The organism is Corynebacterium sp. USCH3, from assembly GCF_037619475.1.
GTDB lineage: Bacteria > Actinomycetota > Actinomycetes > Mycobacteriales > Mycobacteriaceae > Corynebacterium.
Genome location: NZ_JAQPZT010000004.1, coordinates 75,567 through 95,782, shown reverse-complemented (window position 1 = coordinate 95,782; position 20,216 = coordinate 75,567). Strand labels below are relative to the sequence as shown.

Sequence of the window (20,216 nt, the reverse complement as noted above, 5' to 3'; positions counted from 1 at the left end):
CCCCGATATTCTCTAGGAGATACACCTCATGAGCGACAACATCATCGCCTGGGAGACCGACGGCAACGGCGTGGTCACCCTCACCATCGACGACCCCAGCTCGTCGGTCAACACCATGAACGACGCCTTCCGCGACTCCATCAGCGAGACCGCCGGGAAGCTGCAGGCCGGCGTCGAGTCCGGCGAGGTCAAGGGCATCGTCATCACCAGCGCGAAGAAGACCTTCTTCGCCGGTGGCGACATCAAGACCATGATCAAGGCCACCCCGGACGACGCAACCGCCCTGCGTGACCAGATCGACGGCATGAAGGCCGACATGCGCACCATCGAGACGCTCGGCGTCCCTGTCGTCGCCGCCCTCAACGGCACCGCCCTCGGCGGCGGGCTCGAGATCGCCCTGGCCGCCCACCACCGCATCGCCGCGGACACCAGGGGTGCCAAGTTCGGCCTGCCCGAGGTCACCCTCGGCCTGTTGCCCGGTGGCGGTGGCGTGGCACGCGTCACCCGTATGCTCGGCATCCAGGACGCCCTGATGAAGGTACTGACCACCGGACGGCAGTTCAGCGCCGAGGCAGCCAAGGAGACCGGCCTGATCGACGAGATCGTCCCCGCCGACCAGCTCATCGACGCCGCGAAGGCGTGGATCGCCTCGGAGCCGGAGGCTTCCCAGCCCTGGGACCGCAAGGGCTACCGCATGCCCGGCGGCACCCCGACCACCCCGGCGCTCGCCGCGATGCTGCCGAGCTTCCCGGCCAACGTCACCAAGCAGATCAAGGGCGCACCGATGCCCGCCCCGCAGGCGATCCTGTCCGCCGCGGTGGAAGGTGCCCAGCTCAAGCGCTTCGAGGACGCCACCGCCGTCGAGACCCGCTGGTTCGTCTCCCTGGTCACCGGCCCGACGTCCAAGAACATGATGCAGGCGTTCTTCTTCGACCTGAACCACTGCAACGGCGGCGGCTCCCGTCCCGTGCAGGAGGACGGCACCCCCTACCCGAAGACCGAGTTCCGCAAGGTCGGCGTCATCGGTGCGGGCATGATGGGCGCCGGTATCGCCTACGTCGCCGCCAAGGCCGGCATCGAGGTCGTCCTCAAGGACATCTCCGAGGAGAACGCCCAGAAGGGCAAGGCCTACTCCGAAGGCCTGGAGGCCAAGGCCCTCAAGCGTGGCAAGACCACCGAGGAGAAGTCCGCCGCCCTGCTGGGCCGCATCACCCCGACCGCGGACTACGCCGATCTCGCCGACGTCGACCTGGTCATCGAGGCCGTCTTCGAGAACACCGAGCTCAAGCACAAGGTCTTCGCCGAGATCGAGGCGGCCGTGCCGTCCACCGCCGTGCTGGGTTCCAACACCTCCACCCTGCCGATCACCGGCCTGGCCGAGGGAGTGGACCGCCAGAACGACTTCATCGGCCTGCACTTCTTCTCCCCCGTGGACAAGATGCCCCTGATCGAGATCATCTCCGGCGAGAAGACCGACCCGGCCGTACTCGCCAAGGCCCTGGACTTCGCCCGCCAGATCCGCAAGACCCCGATCGTGGTCAACGACTCCCGCGGGTTCTTCACCTCGCGGGTGATCGGCACGGTGCTCAACGAGGCGATGCGCATGCTCGTCGAGGGTGTCGACCCCGCCGTGATCGAGGCCGCCGGACGCCAGGCCGGCTACCCCGCCCCGCAGCTTCAGCTGCAGGACGAGCTGAACCTGAAGCTGGCCCGCAAGATCGGTGCCGAGACAACCGCTGCGGCTGAGGCTGCCGGTGTCACCGTCGACGACGGCGGCGTCAACGCTCTCGTCGACGCGATGCTGGACGAGTTCGACCGTCCCGGCAAGCTCGAGGGCAAGGGGTTCTACGAGTACGACGAGAACGGCCGTCGCGCCGGTCTGTGGTCCGGACTGCGCGGCGAGGTCCGCGACAAGCTGGACATCACCCCGGTCACCGTCCCCGACGGCGAGGCCGCCACCGCCGGTGCCGACCTGAACTCCACGACCGCCGACAGCGCCCCGACGCTCAACGACCTCATCGAGCGCATGCTGTTCATCGAGGCCCTCGAGACCCAGCGCTGCATCGACGAGAACGTGCTGACCTCGGACGCCGACGCCAACATCGGCTCGATCCTGGGCATCGGCTACCCGGCATGGACCGGCGGGTCCCGCCAGTTCATCACCAACTACGCCCGCCCGGCCGCCGCCGCGCTGCCGGCCGACGCCGGTGACGACTACCCGACCAGCGGTGTCGCCGGGTTCGTCGCCCGCGCCGAGGAGCTCGCCGCCGCCTACGGTGAGCGTTTCGCCCCGGTGGAGTCCCTGAAGGGCTAGTTGCAGTTCCTGCCCTGCGCCGGCCGACGGTCGCTGTCCGAGCCCCCGGACAGTGACCGTCGTTCTGCATTCCATGCGCCTTTCCCGGCATCCTCCCAGCCGCCTGGCAGCTTCACCACTTATATTTACCGGAGCTATGCCCGTGCCCCTGTCTGAATGCCCCGGAGGACCCCTGCGTGTTTGATTCTCTCGTCGACTGGGTCGTCTCCCTCATGGACACCCTCGGTGCCCTGGGAGTCGGCCTCGCGATCCTCATCGAGACCGTATTCCCGCCGATCCCCAGCGAACTCGTCCTCCCCCTCGCCGGGTTCAGCTCCACGCTGGGTGAACTGAACGTGTGGGCCGCCTTCATCGGTGCGACCACAGGGTCCATGCTCGGCGCTTGGCTGCTGTACTGGCTGGGCGCGGTGGTCGGAGCAGAACGTCTGCGCGCCATCGCGGACCGGATGTGGCTCACCGAGGGGGAGGACGTGGACAAGGCGCTGCGCTGGTTCAGCCGGTACGGGGAGGCGTCGATCCTCGTCGGGCGCCTGGTCCCGGGGGTGCGGAGTCTCGTGTCGATCCCCGCGGGGGTGCACCGCACCGGCCTGGTGAAGTTCTCGGTACTGACCTTGCTGGGCTCGGGCGTCTGGAACGGTGTGCTGATCTGGCTCGGCGTCGCGCTGGGGGAGAACTGGACGGTGGTGTCCGACGTCATGGACCGCTACTCGACGTGGGTGTACGCCGCGCTGGTCCTGGCCGTGGTGGCGTTCGTGGCGTACCTGGTGGTGCGTGACCGACGCCGCAAGGCCAGGAGGGACGAGACGACCAGTGCAAGCGGCACAGCCGGGACTGACAGCACAGACAGCACTGCGGCCGACCGTACTGAGTACGGCCGACCGGAGTAGGCGGGTTCCCGGGGCTGGCCCGGGGACGCGGGGGACGGCGTTAGCCGACCTTGTAGCCGTCGGAGCTGAGGGTCGCTTCGGTGGTGTCCTCGGACTCCGCGTTCTTGAACTCGAGGATGGTGTCCTCGTGGTTGTGGCCGTAGGCCTTCTGCCCCTTGCCCTCGGCACGCAGCTTCAGCAGTTCCTCGCGCTGCTCACGTGGGGTCTTCGGGTTACCGAACATTCGACGCGCCACCTCCGGGGTGTACACCTTCGGTGACTCTGCCGGGATCTTCCGGATCGCCGGCTCGATGTACCGCTCGGCACGCGGGCAGATCCGGTGCACGACCCACATCAGCGCGCTCGGCGAACGCTGGAACCCCATGAGAATGGGCTTCCAGAGCGCGAACATCGCCGCATCCATGGCCTTGGACTGCTTCAACCCGGCCATACCCCTCATCCAGTGCGGGTAGGTCGCGATGACGCTCCGGCGGAACAGCGGACGGGCGATCACCCGCAGCGGCTTCGGCAGGTCGACGAACGCGTTCTCGAAACCGTCGAGGATCTCGGAGATGTTGTAGACCGCCGCCTCCGAGGCAGAGAGCTTCTCACGCCAGCTGTCAAGGTAGGCCTGCACTTCACCGCGGGTCCTCGGCACATCATCCAGGTCGATCGGCTGGAACTGCGCGGCGATCGACATCTGGGCCCAGTACTCGTTCTCCTCGTCACGGGAGAGCTTTCCGGGGCCGAACTTCTCGTAGACATACAGGATGGAATGCCAGGCGGTGACCAGGATCCACAGCTGCGAGGACGGCCTGTTCGCCTCGTAGTTGTTCCCGGTCACCGGGTTCACACCGTAGGACCGGTCGTGGACCTTCATCAGGATGTCCGACATGCGGGTCACGGTCTGCGCATCAGCGAAGGTGACAGCCGCGAAGTACTCCATTGTCCGGTCGTACCGGACCGGCATACGCTTGATGACCTGGCCTGAGGCGTCGACGGCGGCAACGAGGTCCGGATCAAGGTGCTCAATGGTCACGGCGCGGAAGAAGCCCTGCAGCGCGGAGGCCGGGAAAGTCCAGACCTTCCACGCCACCGAGCCGGGACCGAAGAAACCCTCGTCGGCACGGGTGATGGTGTCACCCTTACCACCGCGGCGGAACTTCTGCTTCCGGGGGCTTTCCGCTGGGTCCACAGCATCGTTCTCATGACCGGAAATCGGGCAAGCCATGGTGTCCTCCAATAGGTCGTCGTGGAACTGTAGTGTGCGTCACAACTCACCCTAGACGAAACAGCATCATTGCGGAACCGAAAACGTGGAAGCGCGACATCTCCGTCATGTCCCCGCAGACCCCTCCCCACCACCGTGCCGATCTAGCGTTCCGGCGCCGACACCCCACCGGACCCTGTACCGTCGCCGGCCTCGGCAGCTTCCTGCGCCTCCGCGGCCTCCCGCACGTTCCTGGCACGCTCCACGTCACGGGCGAACTGGTCCTCCGCCTTCTCGATGGCCACGGTGTCCCGGGCCTCCAGCTGCAGGCTCTTCTCCGCCGGCATCCCCGCCTTCAGCTGCCGCACCCGCTCGACCTCACTGTCCACGACGGCACCGAACAGCAGCACGATGTTGACGATGAACAGCCACAGCATCAGGATCACCACACCGGCCAACGTCCCGTAGGTGGCGTTATAGTTGCCGAAGTTCACCACGTAGAAGAAGAACACCATCGAGGCCAGCACCGCTCCCCCGATGGCCAGCACGGCGCCGGTGCTGATCCACCGCATGCCACGGACGCGGATGTTCGGCGTGGTGCGGTACAACAGTCCCACCAGCAGAACCACCACGATCGCGATGACGATCCACCGCGTCGTCCCCCAGATCCGCAGGGTCGTCTGTTCGAGGCCGACGGCGGACCCGATGTTCTCGGCGATCGGCCCGGAAATACTGAAGGCCACGATCCCCAACGCGACAAGTACCAGCAGGAAGGCCGTGAGCAGGTACATCTGCAGGTTGTACTTGATCAGCCCCCGTCCTTCGGGGGTGTCGTAGATGCTGTTCATCGCCCGGCCGAAGGTCTTGACGTAGCCGGACGCCGTCCAGAGTGTCGTCACCAGGCCGAGGAGCAGACCGAGACCGGCGGAAGGTGTCGACAGGATCGTCTCCAGCACCGGCTCCACCGCGCCCCACGCCGTGTCCGGGACGATGGCCTCCGCCTCGTCCAGCATCGACACGACCGCCTCCTCACTCTGCCCGAACAGACCGAGAATCGACACCAGGGCGATCAGGGCCGGGAACAGCGCGAGCAGGGTGCGGAAGGTCAGGCTGCCGGCGAGGTCGATGCATCCGCAGGCGAGAAAACGCCGGAAGGACCGGCCGGGGATGTACCGCCAGGCCGGGGGCGAGGAGTGGGCTGAAACGTCGATGATGACAGGCTAGCGAAACCTCGTTCACCGGGGGTACCCAGGGGGCGGGCCAGAGTCCGGCTACACCCCGCGTTTCACGGCGATCACCCAGCCGGCGTCCCCGGCCGTCTCGAACTGCGTGACCTCGTGACCGTCGGTCGCCGCCCACCTCGGCAGGGCGTCGGTCGCCTGGGTGCAGTCGAACTCGATGACGAGCTCGTCCCCCGGGTTGATGCGCTTGATCGCGTCCTTCGCCTCGATCAACGGGAACGGGCACACCGCGCCGAGGGTGTCCATCTTCCAACGCCCGCCGCCGAGGTCGGTGAGACCACCTTTGTCCGACGGGGTGCCGACGACTCCGAGCGCCGAGGCGCTGAGCACCGGTGCGGTCAGGACGGCGCTGCCGGACGTCCCGACGCCGCTGACGGCGGGGGTCGCGGCGGACGCGGCAGGTCCAGCCGCGTCATCCGCCGTCCCGGCGGGAACGTCCTGCGGGTTGTAGGGCTGGTCCGGCTTCAGCCAGATCTTCGCCGCCGCGCCGACGCCCAGGGCGATGGCGACGATCGCGACCCAGCCCTGGTAGCTGAACAGCGACGTCTGCACCATACCGTTGCCGACGGTGCATCCACCGGCCCATACCGCACCGACACCCATCATCGTTCCCCCGACGACGGAGCGCACCGCCTGGCGTCCGTCCGGCACGCGCACGCGGAACTCGCCGGACGCCTTCGCCGCGATGTAGGACCCGACGAGGATGCCGAGGACCAGGAGGACACCCCAGTTCCAGTTCTCCGGGTTCGCCGTGGTGATCCAGGTGGCGAGGTCCCCGGACGGCGTGGTGATCCCCAGGCCGGAGTTGCGGCCGGTGGCCGCGGACAACGGCCAGGCGACCACACCGATGACGCCGATGATCGCGGCCGTGACGTAGAAGTGCCACTTCTTCTCGGTGAGGAGGTGCGCTAGTCCGGTCTTCTTCGGGGCCAGGGTGGCGGGTGTCGGCGCGGCACGGTCCTGCAGGACGAACCGTCGCACCATGACGACGGTGACGGCCACGATCACGACCACGAACACCCAGGGGCTGATGCCGAACGTCTCCGGCAGCGTCGTGGCGTTGACCGTGACGTCGCCGAGCCAGTCGTTCATGCCGGAGAGCGGGCCGTAGTTCATCGCCGCCGAGGACAGCGCGTACATCGCCAGGGCGATCCAGGAACCGACGAGCCCCTCGCCGGAGCGGTACCAGGTTCCGGAGGCACAGCCACCGGCCAGGACGATGCCGAGACCGAAGACGAACCCACCGACGACGACGGCGAGCGGGGCGAAGTCCTTGACCACCGGAGCGATGACGCCGGCACTCGTCAGCGTGGTGAGCCCGACGGCGTGGACGGCGATGACGACCAGCAGTGCCGTCACCCCGCGCCACGTCCCCTGGGTGAAGATGTCACGCAGGAAGCCGGTGACGCAGAACCGTCCCCGCTGCATGACGAAGCCGAGGACGGCGCCGACGGCGAGTCCGGTGATGAGCATGTGGTCCTCCTGGGTTCTGCGGGGCGGGACGCTGAGCGGCGCGGCGAACAACGCGGCCGCCCGTCCCGAGTGAACAGAGCGGTCTGTTTCGCTAGGGGACACTACACGGGGCGTGCGGGGCGGACAAGGGGGTGACGCAAGGGAGGTCGGCGCAGGAAGGCCGGGACTCAACCGGCAATGCGTGAGGCCGTACCCAAAACCGCGATGCGCTGCCCACGAATGCCCGAATCCGGTACGCCTGCACGCACTGAGCCCGCCCCGCCCGACCACTCCGGGAGTCGAACAGCGAGCCGACGCGCACCTACTCCACCAGCACGCGCTTCGCCGCTTTATTCGCGGCCATCGTCGCCAGAACCATCCCGATGACCTGGAGGCAGAGAGCTCCCAACGGGACGGCGACAGCCGCTTCCGGAAGGTCGCACCCAGACACGGCGAACCCTGAGACCAGGCCTACCGCCACCACGACCACTACCAGCCCGCCCCAACCCAAGGCTCTCAGATACGGCAGCGCCGCGCGATGGCCGGCATCCCAGGCCCTATCCGAGGCGAGCGTGGAGGCCACCCGCAGTCCGTAGATGTGATTCCTGGAAAAAGTCCCCGCAGCCGTCCTCCGAGCCATGTCGAAGCAGAGGGCTGTCACGAGGATGAGCGCACCGAGACTACTGAGCGTGGATCCCACCTGACTCTCCTTTCTCCGGAGACAGAAAAGACTCCCTGACCCTTTTCGTGAGCGAATGTATGGCAAATGTACACTATTTATCAGGATAAATTCCTCCCGACGTTTCAGGAGAACCCCGTGTCACTGCGTGCCCGAACATCCATGCCCGCCGTCCTGGCTGCCGTAGCGATCGCCGCCGGAGGTCTGCCCACCGCCACTGCGGGGGCATCGGCCGACAACCGGGTACCGCAACCGGAGGCGTCCGACGACATCACCTGGGAGACCTGCCCCGACCAGGTCACTGTAGACACCGCGGAGTGCGGACGCATCGACGTCCCGATGTACCACGCCAACCCCGACGGCGAACAGATCTCCGTCGGCTTCGTCCGCGTCCCTGCATCGGACCCCGGGGTGCGTAGGGGGACGCTGTTCGCCGTCAACGGTGGCCCCGGTGGGGACGGGTACGCCCACATCGGTGCCGAAGACTACCTCATGAACTGGCCACAGGACATGAAGCACGAGTGGGACATGGTCTCCGTCCAACCGCGCGGACAGGCCGGGTCCACACCGCTGGAATGCAACCACCAGCCGACCGGCTGGGACCCGTTGCGTGCGCACCTTACCGAGGCAGGGGGCTACTTCAAGGCGGCCTGCGAGATCGGGACGCCGGGCTACACCGACTCGATCAACACCTCCGAGACCGCCGATGACCTCGATGATGTCCGCGATGCCCTGGGAGAAGAGAAGGTCTCGGTGATGGGTGTCAGCTACGGGACACACCTCGGATCGACCTACGCCACGAAGTACCCGGAGCACACCGACAGACTCGTCCTGGATTCCGGGTTCGACACCGGTCGCGCCTGGAACGGCTTCCTCGACGACCAGACCGGCGGTTACACCCGTGCCCTCCACGACTTCCTAGAGTGGGTCGCCGACAACAACGACACCTACGGACTCGGCGAGACGCCGTTGGAGGTGTACCAGGCCTGGTCACGGGTCATCGTGGAGGAGTCCGGGACCAACCCCACCGTCGTCCCGCCGCCTGCCCGGATCGGCGACCTGCCGGCAGGACTGCAGTGGGCCGGCCAGCCCGCGGCGGACATCCTCACCGCAACGGGTCAACCGCAGGCCCAGCTGGAGAACCTCTTCCACATGGTCAGTGCTCCCGGTGCGAGACAGTCGGCGTCACCGACACTGACTGCTACACACCAGGTACTGCCACAGCCGCAGTTCTGGGGGGAGCTGGCGGAGATCATCAACGGCACCACCCCGATCCCGTCCCCCGAGGAGCAGGCCGAGGCGCAGTCCGAGCTGGACCCAGAGCTGATCGCGCAGCAGGATGCGGCGCTGTCGATGCAGCAGATGGTGATCTGCAATGAAAACCAGGTCACCGCGGACCCCATGAGGATCCCCGGCGCCTTGTGGAACAACTTCGTCGAGAAGGACGTGTTCTCTCTTCCCGGCGACACTGCCATGGCAGGCCTCAACTGTGCAGGCGTTGAACCGGACGCCCCTTTCGTCCACATCAACGGCGGCGAGCTGGATGTCCGCCCCCTCCAGATCCAGGGAACCGGTGACCCCCAGACCGTCTACCGCACCCACGACCCGATGGCCAAGGCAATGAACAGTCACGTCATCACTGTGGACGGGCCGGGTCACGCCCAGGTCGGCGTCGGCAATAGCGTCGTGGACGACGCGGTCGTGGAGTACCTTCGCACCGGAACCACCGACATCACCGCCGCCCCGTCACGCCCGGTCGGATGATCCTCAGTCCTTGACCTCCGTGGCGTGCAGCTGGTCGTCGAGGTCATCAGGGTCGAGGTTCGCCTCGGAGAACGGCGAGTTCAGCGGCAACCGCAGGTCCAGGTCGGTGCCCGGGCACAGCTCGATCTTGCCCTCGGCGAGGGTGAAGTCCAGGACGTGCCCGCCCACGGTCCGCCCGTCGTCGATGAAGTGCACGTGGCACCCCGGCACCGAGATCCCCTTCTCGAAGACCGGTGTGCGGAACCCCGCGATCACCCCCGAGACGTCCGTGAAGTGCTGCTCGGCGTCGTCGCCGACCGCCTCCGTCATCGGAGGGTACGGCTTCGACTGCCGGACGACGGTACGCGTGGTGACGTCGCTGAACCGTCCGGTGATGCGCACCGCGTACATGTAGTTCGCGGACGGGGTCATCTCGTCGATGAAGTCCGAGAGTTCGGAACGCCGGATGTTCTCCGGGGCACGGCGTCGAATCCGGGGGACGAAGTTCGTCGCCACGGCATACGGGCTCCTGGCTTCGAGGTCGGCGCGCACCGCACTGCCGTCGTGCCGCAACTGGTAGCAGGTGCCGTCGATGATCACCATCTCCCCGTCCAGCGCGTCGAACGTCCCCAGCCCGAAGTTGCCTTTGCCGAGGAGCTCGCCGACGGTCATCTCACCGTCGTAGATGCCGTCGAGCAGGGCGGTCATCAGGGAGTTCTGGAAAATGGTGTGCCGGGTGACGGGGCGGTCAGTCATGCCGCCCAGCATAACCGGCATTCACCCGGTGATGCCGGCGCCGATCTCGCGTCCGATCCGTTCCAGGATCGGCAGCGGACGACGCAGGCATTCCTGCAGGTCCGACTCGTAGTCCACGAGACTGTGGATCGCGGCGAAGAGGTCGGACGATCCGAGCTGGTTCTGCCCGCACACGGCGACGACGGGGACGCCTGCCCGACGGGCACGTTCGGCGACGCCGGCCGGCGCTTTCCCGCTGAGCGTCTGCGTGTCGACCTTCCCCTCACCCGTGATCACCAGGTCGGCCCCGTCGAGGGCGCCGGCGAAGCCGGTTTCGTCCACGACGAGATCGACCCCGGAGCGCATCTCCGCGCCCAGTAGGCCCAGCGCCATGAACCCGAGCCCTCCGGCCGCGCCCGCCCCTGGCGACGCGGCGATGCCGGACACCCCGAGAGCATCCTCGACGACGCCGGAGAAGGAGTGGACGGCGGCGTCCACGTCGCCGATGTCCTCCGCCGCCAGCCCCTTCTGCGGTCCGTAGACCGCCGCAGCCCCGTCGTCACCGCACAGGGGGTTGCGGACGTCGGAGGCAATCACGACCTCGACCTCCCGCAGACGCGGGTCCAGCCCGTCGAGGTCAACCTGCCGCACCGTTCCCAGATCACCGACTGCCGTGACAGGCGCACCGTCGGCGTCCCGGAACACCACCCCCAGGGCTACCGCCATGCCGAACCCGGCGTCCGTGGTGGCGCTGCCGCCGAGCCCGAGGATGATCCGCCGGGCCCCCTCATCCACCGCGGCCCGGATCAGGTCCCCGACGCCCCATGACCCGGCCTGCCGGGCGGCCTCGGCCGGCGGAACCGCACCGTCCTGCGTCGCCATGTCCAGTCCGCACGCCCGGGCGATCTCGATCACCGCGGTCCGGAGACGGGCCGCGGAACTACCGCAGGCGCCTTCCAGCGAGTAGTCGGCACGGACCTCACCGCCGTCCGACGCCCGCACCAACGCAGACCGGCGGCCGTAGCCGAGGTCATCGAACACCTCGAGCGTGCCGTCGCCACCGTCGGCCAGTGGCAGTGCCACCACGTGGCACCCCGCCGCCTCCAGCCCGCGGGCCAGCGCAGCGGCCACCGCGCGCGACGATGCCGACCCCTTGAACTTGTCGCAGCAGATCAGGACGGTAGACATCAGGCCAGGTTATCGATAATGGCGGATGTCACGTCGACCGTGGAGGAGGTCCCGCCCACCTCTCGGCTCCGGATACCGTCAGCACAGGTCTTCTCGATGGCACTTCGCACCCGCTTAGCCTCCACCTCGAGTCCGAGGTGGTCGAGCATCAACGCCGCCGAGCCAATCTGACCCACGGGATTCGCGATCCCCTGCCCTGCAATGTCCGGGGCCGACCCGTGCACTGGCTCGAACATCGACGGAAACCGTCTCTCGGGGTTCAGGTTCGCGCTGGCTGCAAGCCCCAGAGATCCGGACATAGCGGAGCCCAGGTCAGACAAGATGTCGGCATGCAGGTTGGAGGCAACGACGACGTCCAGATCTTCGGGGTTCAGCACGAACTTCGCAGCCATGGCATCAACCAGAACCGACTCGGTCTCGACGTCCGGATAGTCTTCGGCGACCCTGTCGAAGACGTCATCCCACAGCACCATTCCGAACTGCTGTGCATTGGACTTCGTGACCTTCGACAACTTCTTACGGGGACGGGTCCGGGCCAGGTCGAAGGAATACCGGAAGATCCGCTCGCACCCTACCTCAGTGAACACCGCCGACTGTGTCGCCACCTGACCTGCACCCGCTCGTCCGGAGAAGTTCCTACCACCGAAGCCCGAGTACTCACCCTCCGAGTTCTCACGAACCACAATCCAGTCCAGGTTCCGCTCGTGTGCATCGACGATGGGAGAAGCGACGTTCGGCAGAAAGTTCACCGGACGGATGTTCGCCCACTGATCGAACCCCTGGCAGATCGCGATCCGGAGACCCCACAAGCTCACGTGGTCCGGGACGGTGGGCCAACCGACGGAGCCGAAGAAGATGGCGTCCAACTCCTGCAGCTGGCTGAGTCCGTCCTCCGGCATCATCGTCCCGTTGCGTGCGTAGTACTCGCTCCCCCAGTCGAAATCCTTCCAGTTGAAGGAGAATTCTCCCCGTGAATTCTCCGCCAGGGCGTCGAGGACATTCCGTCCTGCTTCGACCACCTCATGACCAACACCGTCCGCGGGAATTGACGCGATATCGAAAGTCCTGGAACCCATGTGAAATCTCCTTGTTCAGAGCAGAATGTGACACTTCCCATTCAAAGTGATCGACCCGCCGTCCGTCCAAGACTTTGTTTCATCTAGCGACATAGGAAGGGCCTATGCCTCTGCCCCGAGGGACCGACTGTGAATCAAGGACATCATCGCCTGAGCGCCCGGCGTCAGCTCACCGGGCCGACTCACCACGAAGATGTCGAGGTGCACCTCGGGCACGATCCGCCGGACCACACATCCGCTACTTTCGGCGACCGTCTGCCACGACGCAGGCATCACAGTGTGGCCGACGCTGGCGCAAAACAGCGGCAACAGGGACGTACGATGCTCAACCTCGGCAACAACACTGGTGCCGACATCATGAACCAACGCGTCGTCGATGAGTTGCCTCATCAGGGACCCCCGTGGCGAGATCACGAACCGCAAGCCATCAAGCTCACCTCGCTCAATGGTTTCCCCGAATGGATCGGACACCTCTGTACAGGGTGGCGAGATCAGCACCAACGGTTGCGACTCCAGCTGACAGACATTCAGATCAGCAGTCTGGGGCCGGCCAGACGCCCCCAGCAACCCAATCTCCGCAGATCCCGACCTCACGGCTTCGACAGTTTCAGCTGGGGTAAAGGATGCCGCGACATTGACCACCATTCCGGGATAGCGGTCGTGGAAGGATGTGACCAACTGGGTCAACGGCTCAACGCCGGGGCTGGGCATCGCCACCAACTCCACAGTCCCAGACTGAAGTTCGCGCACCGACGATACTGCACGACGTGCCGCATCGAGATCACGCAACACCTGACGGGCCGGAGACACGAGCCGCTGCCCTGCACTGGTGAGTTCCGCACGGCGTCCTGTCCGGTGGAAGAGCTCCACCCCGAGCCGCTTCTCGAGGGTACGTATCGACTGCGACAAGGAGGGCTGGGCGACATGTAACGCCTCAGCCGCCCGCCCGAAGCCGCCATGGTCAATCACCCCGAGGAAGTAGGTCAACTGCCGGATGTCCACATGTCCTCCTGACATAGGCCTGAACTATGAGAGGTAGTGAAAATGAGTCTTGGACGTAACCCAGATCACACTCCATGCTGAGATTAGCAACTATCCAGGAGGAAAGCATGGAATCACCGAGCGGTTCACCGCGGACAAACGTCGCCGATGTCCTTCTCCGCGGAGGAACATACCGAAGTCTGGAACAACAGCAGTTGTCACCGATGGAGGAGAAATTCGAGAAATTCAGAAGAATCTCCGGATTCATCCTCGCGCCCCTCGGTTTCATCCTCATGCTCACGGTCCCCGGCGGAATGGATCCGACACAGCAGAAGGTCGCCGCGGTTCTTGTCGGGGTCATTCTCCTCTGGCTCTGCGAGTCACTCCCCATTCCGGTCACCGGCCTCCTCGGCGTCGGAATGCTGGTACTGATCGGAACAGCCCCGGCCGCAGAGGTACTGGCGCCCTTCGGCTCGACCACGATCTTCACGTTCATCGGCGCCTTCATCCTGGCTCAGGCCATGTTGAAGCACGGCGTTGCACAGCGCGTCGCCTACTTCGTGCTCGGACTTCCCGGGGTCGGGACGTCAACGGTGCGGATCATCCTCGCGTTCGGCGGTATCACCTGCGCACTCTCCGCCTTCGTCTCCAACACCGCCACGGTTGCCATGCTGCTGCCTACCGCCCTGGGCATCCTCACTGTCATTGCGCAGCTCATGCAGGACAAGGGCATCGTCAAGGAAGACTTCGACCCCATGCGGCTGCGTGTAGGAGCAGCCCTCATGCTCATGCTTGCCTACGGCGCATCCATCGGGGGACTCCTCACCCCCGTCGGAGCACCGCCGAACCTGATCGGACGCGGCCTCATCGAGGAAGCTACTGGAGAACGTATCTCCTTCGGCCAGTGGGTCATGACCGCGGCACCGATCTGCGCGTGCATGCTCGTGGCTCTCACCGTCATCCTCTTCTTGGTGAACCGACCCGAGACCCGCCGCATCGACGGCGTCGCCGAGTTCATCGCCGAGCGCAAGAAGGCCCAGGGCAAGATGTCCCGGGCGGAGATCAATACGGTCATCGCGTTCTCCGTCACCGTGTTCCTCTGGATCTTCCCTGCGGTCCTCGGAATGTTCACCGGGGTCGATTCGCCGATCTACGAGGTAGTGGACGAACGGCTCAACGAGGGGATTGTCGCCGTGCTCGGAGCGGTCCTGCTCTTCATTCTGCCGGTAAAGCCTCGTCAGCTGACGTACACACTCGACTGGTCCGACGCGGCGAAGATCGACTGGGGAACGATTCTGCTCTTCGGAAGCGGGATGATCTTCGGTGCCATGCTCGGAGACTCCGGTCTGGCCACGTCCATCGGCGAAGGCCTCAACGGAATGCTCGGTGTGTCCAGTGGCCTGGTCATCACCGCGATGGCCGTGATCCTGGCCATCATCATCTCCGAGACAACGAGTAACACCGCTGCAGCCGCAGTCACTGTCCCGATCGTCGTTCCACTGGCGGTTGCTGCCGGCGTCGACCCCGTCATCCCCGCCATGGCGGCAACCTTCGGCGCATCCTTCGGGTTCATGCTCCCTATCTCCACACCACAGAACGCGATCGTCTACGGGTCGGGATGCGTCTCGATCGGGCGTATGGTCCGCACCGGAATCAGCTTCGACATCATCGGCGCTGTCCTCATTGTGCTCTTCCTGCCCTGGGTCGCCTCACTCGTGGGTATCGGAGGGTAGAGCCGGGCAAACGCCAAGGCACACACGCCAAAGGCCCCGCCACCGATGTGGCAGGGGCCTTTTCCTATGCGTCAGCGTCACCCCGCAGACGGCTCTTTCCGCTGCTAGGCGTTGGCGGCCTTGGCCTTGGCGTCCTGCACCCGCTGCTTCAGGGCGCGGAACTGCTCCCAGACCTCCTCGGGAACCTTCGGGCCGAGGAAGGTGAGGTACTCGTCGTTGTCCTCGATGTCACTGGCCCACTGCTCCGGCGGCGCGGTCAGCGCGGTGCGGATGTCCTCCTCCGGCTCGGTGACACCGTCCAGGTCGAGGTCCTCGTAACGGGCGGTGTGCCCGACCACGGTCTCGTCGGCACCGACCTGGCCCTCGATACGCTCGACGATCCACTTGAGCACGCGGCTGTTCTCGCCGAAGCCGGGCCACAGGAAGCGCCCGTCGTCACCGCGGCGGAACCAGTTGACCAGGAAGACGTCCGGCATCTTGTCGCCGCCACGCTTACCCATGTCGATCCAGTGCTGCAGGTACTCGCCGGCGTTGTAGCCGATGAAGGGCAGCATCGCCATCGGGTCGTGACGCAGGGTGCCCACGGCACCCTCCTGTGCGGCGGTCTGGCCGGAGGCCATCAGCGCGCCGACCATGGTGGCGTGCTCCCAGTCGTAGGTCTGGGAGACCAGCGGCACGGTGTCCGCACGGCGACCGCCGAAGAGGATCGCGTCGACCTTGACGCCCTTCCAGTCGTCGAACTCCGGTGCGGCGACCGGGCACTGTGCCAGCGGCACGCAGTAGCGGGAGTTCGGGTGGGCGGCCTTCTCGTCGGAGTCGGGCGTCCAGTCGTTGCCCTTCCAGTCGATGAGGTGGTCCGGGGCGTCGCCGCCGATGCCCTCCCACCAGACGTCACCGTCGTCGGTGAGCGCGACGTTGGTGAACAGGGTGTTGCCCGCCTCCATGGTCTCCATGGCGATCGGGTTGGAGCCGTAGCTGGTGCCCGGCGCGACGCCGAAGAATCCGTTCTCCGGGTTCACCGCGTAGAGGTGGCCGTCCTCACCGAACTTCAGCCAGGCGATGTCGTCACCGACGACCTGGGCCTTCCAGCCCGGGACGGTCGGGGTGATCATCGCCAGGTTGGTCTTGCCGCAGGCGGACGGGAAGGCACCGAGGATGTGGTAGTCCTTGCCCTCCGGGCTGGTCAGCTTGAGGATCAGCATGTGCTCGGCGAGCCAGCCCTCCTCCTTGGCCATGACCGAGGCGATCCGCAGCGCGTAGCACTTCTTGGCGAGGATGGCGTTTCCGCCGTAACCGGAACCGAAGGACCAGATCTCCTTGGTGTCGGGGAACTGGGTGATGTACTTGGTGTCGTTGCACGGCCACGGCACGTCCTGCTCGCCCTCTGCCAGCGGCGCGCCGACCGAGTGCAGGCAGCGGACGAAGGCGCCGTCGGTGCCGAGCTTGTCGAGGGCCTCCTGGCCCATGCGGGTCATCACACCCATGGAGAGTACGACGTAGGCCGAGTCGGTGAGCTGCACGCCCAGCTTCGGCTCGGGGTCGCTGATCGGCCCCATGCAGAACGGCACGACGTACATGGTGCGACCGCGCATCGACCCGGCGAAGTGCTCGGTCATCTCCTCCTTCATCGCCGCCGGCGGTGCCCAGTTGTTCGTGGGGCCGGCGCCCTCCTGCTTCTCAGAGCAGATGAAGGTGCGGGACTCGACGCGGGCGACGTCCGCCGGGTTCGAGCGGGCGAGGAAGCTGTTCGGACGCTTCTCCTCGTTGAGCTTGGTCAGCGTGCCGGCCTCGACGAGTTCACCGGTCAGGCGGTCCCACTCCTCGCGGGAACCGTCGACGAAGACCACGTTCTCCGGCTGAAAAAGTTCGACTGCCTCGGTAATCCAGGCGAGGAGGTCCTCGTGCTGGGTGGGTGGCTGGCCGACGAGCCCGGGAATGGTCATGAAAACTCCTGACGAGATGTGTTTCAGAACGGTTCTGAGAGTTGATGAGGTTTTCTGCGTTCCCCAAGACTAACCCCAGTTCCCCCTGTCCACACATTCCCACCCGCGCACGTCCCACGCCCCACGTCCGTTTCCGGGGGTGACCGGGGGGACATGACCGTCCGCATCACCCTGTCTCCGCAGTTCATCGGCAAGATCACCGCTCCCGCCGACACCCTCGGTGGCCGCACCCGCCCCGACATCCACACCCCCTGCTGTGACAGAAGACACATCTGTGTCTATCTCTGACACATCTGTCATGCACTCCCGACGTCGCCACGACGACCAGCCGCCGTCGAAGGTGACGACCGACAGCGTGTCGACCCGGCCGTCGCCGTCCGTGTCGGCGCAGATGGTCATTCCGGTGTCGTCGCTCAGCGTGACCGCCTCCTCCCCGGGCAGCACATGGGACACCGGCAGCCCGAAGGTCTGGTCCCCCAGGTCCAGCAGCAGCCCGTCCCCCGTCCCGTAACCGTCCTGCAGACCCGATGGATCCGACGGGCCCGACACCGGATCCAACCCGGCCGCACCGGGCAGCCCGATGCCGTCCCACCCGGTCATGACGCACCTCCCGGCAGACGCCCGGCGACAGGCGGCACGACGAGGCGGGCGACGACGTCGGTCACCGTGGCCGCCCAACGCCGACGCAGCGACGCCGCAAGATCCGCCTGCTCCCGCTCCCGGCGCGCCGTCCGTCCGCTCCACCACCGTGCGGCCGCCGTCGCCGTCATCACGGCGAGACCGGCGAGGAACCCGAACAGCAGCGAGTCCGTCATCCGGAGCACACCCGCCGCCGTGGCGACACCGGTGCCGACGGCCGCAGCCACCGTGACGGCCGTGGCGGCCGAGGGGACCGGCAGAGTCGCCCGGGCCGTCTCCCCCGTCGGCGGCGTCTCGTCGTCCCCGTGCTCCACCGGCGCGAGGTGCGGCATCTCCACCCCCTGTTCCAGTACGGCGACGCTCAACCGCGCGCGGAAGAGCCGGTCGGCACCTCCACCGCATGGTCTCTCCAGGATGTCGGTGGCGATCCGGTCCGCGGCGAGCCGGACGGCGATACGCACCCGGTCCAGCCGGTCGGCGTCCGCACGACGGGCGTCCGCCTCCCAGCGGTGCCGGTCCACCCACATTCCGCCGACGGTGTCGGCCAACTGCGCCAACGACTGCTGCCCGGTGTGTCCGTCGGCACCCCACCTGCAGTGCACGACGCCGGGCTCGTCCGCCAGGTCCGCATGCTCCTCCGGGGTGTAGACGACAGCGACCCCCATCGCGTCACGCACGGCGCGGATCACCTCCATGTCCCCCACCGCGGCCTGCGGGGAGGTGACGACGGCGATGACACCGTCCGCTTCACCCGGACCCGCGCCGGCGACGAACCTGTGCCCCTGTGGCCCCCGACGCCCGGCTGCCGCCCTGACACCTGCCGTAACCTGCTCGACGGCCCGCGCATCCGGACCGATCACAGAAATGACCGTCACACTTCCCCCTAGTTCCCTGTACCGCTGTGTTCTGCCACAATGTGAGGGATGTCTATTCCCGATAATCCCCCAGCACCGCGTTCGGGTGGCCGCGGTCGCCCCCTGCAGACAGAGTTTAACGACGGACGCGACTATCCGCGACTGGGTAGCTTCAGTTTCCGGCGCGGCACCCTCACCGACAACCAGGAGAGCCTCTGGGAGGACAACTGGCCGTCGTTGGGCATCGAACTCACCGACGACCTCACCGACCCCGTCGACCTCGACACCTGGTTCGGGCGCTCCGGCCACGACACCATCGTCGAGATCGGTTCCGGCACCGGCACCTCCACCGCGGCGATGGCCCCGCTGGAGCAGGACACCAACGTCGTCGCCGTGGAGATCTACCGCCCCGGGCTGGCGAAACTGCTCGGCGCGGTGGTCCGTGGGGACATCGGCAACGTGCGCATGGTCAAGGGCGACGGGGTCGAGGTCCTGCAGCGGCTCTTCGCCCCGGGCAGCCTCGCCGGAGTGCGCGTCTACTTCCCCGACCCGTGGCCGAAGGCGCGGCACCACAAGCGCCGGATCATCCAGACCGGTACGCTGCACCTCATCGCCTCGCGTCTGCGTCCCGGCGGCATCCTGCACGTCGCCACCGACCACGCCGACTACGCCGAGTGGATCGACGAACTGGTCGAGGCGGAGCCGGACCTCGAGTACCTCGGCTGGCCGGAGGAGGCGGCGGACCGTGAACGCACGGTCCCGGTGCTGACCGACCGCCAGATCATCACGAAGTTCGAGGGCAAGGGTCTGGACAAGGAGCACACCATCCGCGAATACCTCTGGAGACGGCGATGAGCGGCACCAACGCCCACAACGAGTCCCTGTCCTACACCGGGCAGCCCGAAAAGACCCCGGTGTACCTGCTGGTCTGGGACGCGCCGAACATCGACATGGGACTGGGGTCCCTGCTGGGGGGACGCCCCGACGCCGTGCACCGTCCCCGGTTCGACGCGGTGGGCCGCTGGCTCATCGACGTCGCGCGCGACGCTGACATCGCCGACATCGATCCTGACACCGACTTCGCCGCCGACGCCACGCCGCCGGCACCGGAGGCGACGGTGTTCACCAACGTCGCCCCCGGCTCGGCCGAGCAGATCCGTGGCTGGGTCGACGCGCTGCGCAACGTCGGTTTCGCCGTCTTCGCGAAACCGAAGCTGACCGAGGACTCCGACGTCGACCCGGACATGCTCGCCCACATCCGTCGCCGCCGCGACGAAGGCGTGCTGAACGGCCTGGTCGTCGCCAGCGCCGACGGCCAGAACTTCCGCGAGCTGCTCGAGGAACTCGCCGACGAGATCCCCGTGACCGTCCTCGGCTTCCACGAACACGCCCACTGGGCCGTGGAGAACGAGGCGCTGGAGTTCCTCGACCTCGAGGACATCCCCGGTGTCTTCCGCGCGCCGTTGCCGCGCGTCAACCTCGACTCCCTGCCGGACGACGGTGCATGGCTCCAGCCGTACCGGCCTCTCTCCGCGCTGGTTCGCTGAAAGGAGCCTCCGCCA

At 66.6% G+C, this 20,216-nt stretch carries 17 protein-coding genes; 6 read left to right on the top strand and 11 right to left on the bottom strand.

Going from position 1 to position 20,216, the window contains the following annotated elements; translation table 11 throughout:
• Nucleotides 1-28: 28 nt before the first annotated feature.
• Both PQI66_RS09510 and PQI66_RS09505 read left to right on the top strand, forming a co-directional pair.
• The gene (locus PQI66_RS09510) at nt 29-2,314 is read left to right on the top strand and encodes a 3-hydroxyacyl-CoA dehydrogenase NAD-binding domain-containing protein (RefSeq protein WP_339997832.1); all 2,286 of its coding nucleotides are present in this window, start codon (nt 29-31) and stop codon (nt 2,312-2,314) included.
• Between the two features lie 176 nt (nt 2,315-2,490).
• Nucleotides 2,491-3,201: a DedA family protein gene (locus tag PQI66_RS09505; protein WP_339997831.1), complete on the top strand. Its 711-nt coding sequence runs from the start codon at nt 2,491-2,493 to the stop codon at nt 3,199-3,201.
• 40 nt (nt 3,202-3,241) lie between these two features.
• Here the strand turns inward: PQI66_RS09505 and PQI66_RS09500 are convergent, their stop codons facing one another.
• From PQI66_RS09500 to PQI66_RS09485, 4 genes are all read right to left on the bottom strand, one after another.
• Entirely contained in the window at nt 3,242-4,375 is a 1,134-nt protein-coding gene (locus PQI66_RS09500) for an oxygenase MpaB family protein (RefSeq protein WP_339997829.1), read from the bottom strand.
• Between the two features lie 179 nt (nt 4,376-4,554).
• Nucleotides 4,555-5,559 carry a YihY/virulence factor BrkB family protein gene (locus PQI66_RS09495; RefSeq protein WP_339998296.1) on the bottom strand — a complete coding sequence of 335 codons (1,005 nt, stop codon included), beginning with the start codon at nt 5,557-5,559 and terminating at the stop codon, nt 4,555-4,557.
• A 102-nt stretch (nt 5,560-5,661) separates the two neighbouring features.
• Nucleotides 5,662-7,104: a YeeE/YedE thiosulfate transporter family protein gene (locus PQI66_RS09490; protein ID WP_339997827.1), complete on the bottom strand. Its 1,443-nt coding sequence runs from the start codon at nt 7,102-7,104 to the stop codon at nt 5,662-5,664.
• A gap of 301 nt (nt 7,105-7,405) precedes the next feature.
• Nucleotides 7,406-7,783: an SdpI family protein gene (locus tag PQI66_RS09485; RefSeq protein ID WP_339997825.1), complete on the bottom strand. Its 378-nt coding sequence runs from the start codon at nt 7,781-7,783 to the stop codon at nt 7,406-7,408.
• A 117-nt stretch (nt 7,784-7,900) separates the two neighbouring features.
• Here PQI66_RS09485 and PQI66_RS09480 point away from each other — a divergent pair, with 117 nt between their 5' ends.
• Complete coding sequence (locus PQI66_RS09480; protein ID WP_339997824.1) at nt 7,901-9,526, top strand: alpha/beta fold hydrolase; 1,626 nt, start codon at nt 7,901-7,903, stop codon at nt 9,524-9,526.
• A 3-nt stretch (nt 9,527-9,529) separates the two neighbouring features.
• On the opposite strand, the gene budA is transcribed toward PQI66_RS09480, so the two are convergent.
• The 4 genes from budA to PQI66_RS09460 form a co-directional block, all read right to left on the bottom strand.
• The gene (gene budA / locus PQI66_RS09475; RefSeq protein WP_339997823.1) at nt 9,530-10,261 is read right to left on the bottom strand and encodes an acetolactate decarboxylase; all 732 of its coding nucleotides are present in this window, start codon (nt 10,259-10,261) and stop codon (nt 9,530-9,532) included.
• A 21-nt stretch (nt 10,262-10,282) separates the two neighbouring features.
• Nucleotides 10,283-11,428 (bottom strand): glycerate kinase, encoded by a 1,146-nt coding sequence (locus PQI66_RS09470; RefSeq protein WP_339997822.1) that lies wholly within the window; start codon nt 11,426-11,428, stop codon nt 10,283-10,285.
• Nucleotides 11,428-12,504, bottom strand: a complete 1,077-nt coding sequence (locus tag PQI66_RS09465; protein ID WP_339997820.1) for a tartrate dehydrogenase — start codon at nt 12,502-12,504, stop codon at nt 11,428-11,430. The genes PQI66_RS09470 and PQI66_RS09465 overlap by 1 nt, the downstream gene beginning before the upstream one ends.
• 102 nt (nt 12,505-12,606) lie before the next feature.
• On the bottom strand, nt 12,607-13,506 hold the full coding sequence (locus PQI66_RS09460) for a LysR family transcriptional regulator (RefSeq protein WP_339997818.1): 900 nt from the start codon (nt 13,504-13,506) through the stop codon (nt 12,607-12,609).
• A 107-nt stretch (nt 13,507-13,613) separates the two neighbouring features.
• On the opposite strand from PQI66_RS09460, the gene PQI66_RS09455 reads away from it, so the two are divergent.
• A complete protein-coding gene (locus PQI66_RS09455; RefSeq protein WP_339997816.1) occupies nt 13,614-15,218 on the top strand; it encodes an SLC13 family permease in 1,605 nt (534 codons plus the stop codon).
• Nucleotides 15,219-15,322: 104 nt separating this feature from the next.
• Here PQI66_RS09455 and PQI66_RS09450 read toward each other — a convergent pair whose 3' ends face one another.
• The 3 genes from PQI66_RS09450 to PQI66_RS09440 all read right to left on the bottom strand — a co-directional run bounded on the left by PQI66_RS09450 (nt 15,323) and on the right by PQI66_RS09440 (nt 18,675).
• Entirely contained in the window at nt 15,323-17,161 is a 1,839-nt protein-coding gene (locus tag PQI66_RS09450; protein ID WP_339997814.1) for a phosphoenolpyruvate carboxykinase (GTP), read from the bottom strand.
• Nucleotides 17,162-17,230: 69 nt separating this feature from the next.
• Nucleotides 17,231-17,761: a hypothetical protein gene (locus PQI66_RS09445; protein ID WP_339997813.1), complete on the bottom strand. Its 531-nt coding sequence runs from the start codon at nt 17,759-17,761 to the stop codon at nt 17,231-17,233.
• Nucleotides 17,758-18,675: a hypothetical protein gene (locus PQI66_RS09440; protein ID WP_339997811.1), complete on the bottom strand. Its 918-nt coding sequence runs from the start codon at nt 18,673-18,675 to the stop codon at nt 17,758-17,760. Before PQI66_RS09440 ends, PQI66_RS09445 begins: the two co-directional genes overlap by 4 nt.
• Nucleotides 18,676-18,723: 48 nt before the next feature.
• On the opposite strand from PQI66_RS09440, the gene trmB reads away from it, so the two are divergent.
• Together trmB and PQI66_RS09430 are read left to right on the top strand one after the other, a co-directional pair.
• Complete coding sequence (trmB, locus tag PQI66_RS09435; RefSeq protein WP_339997809.1) at nt 18,724-19,509, top strand: tRNA (guanosine(46)-N7)-methyltransferase TrmB; 786 nt, start codon at nt 18,724-18,726, stop codon at nt 19,507-19,509.
• The gene (locus PQI66_RS09430; RefSeq protein WP_339997807.1) at nt 19,506-20,201 is read left to right on the top strand and encodes an NYN domain-containing protein; all 696 of its coding nucleotides are present in this window, start codon (nt 19,506-19,508) and stop codon (nt 20,199-20,201) included. The genes trmB and PQI66_RS09430 overlap by 4 nt, the downstream gene beginning before the upstream one ends.
• The last annotated feature ends 15 nt before the right edge of the window (nt 20,202-20,216 follow it).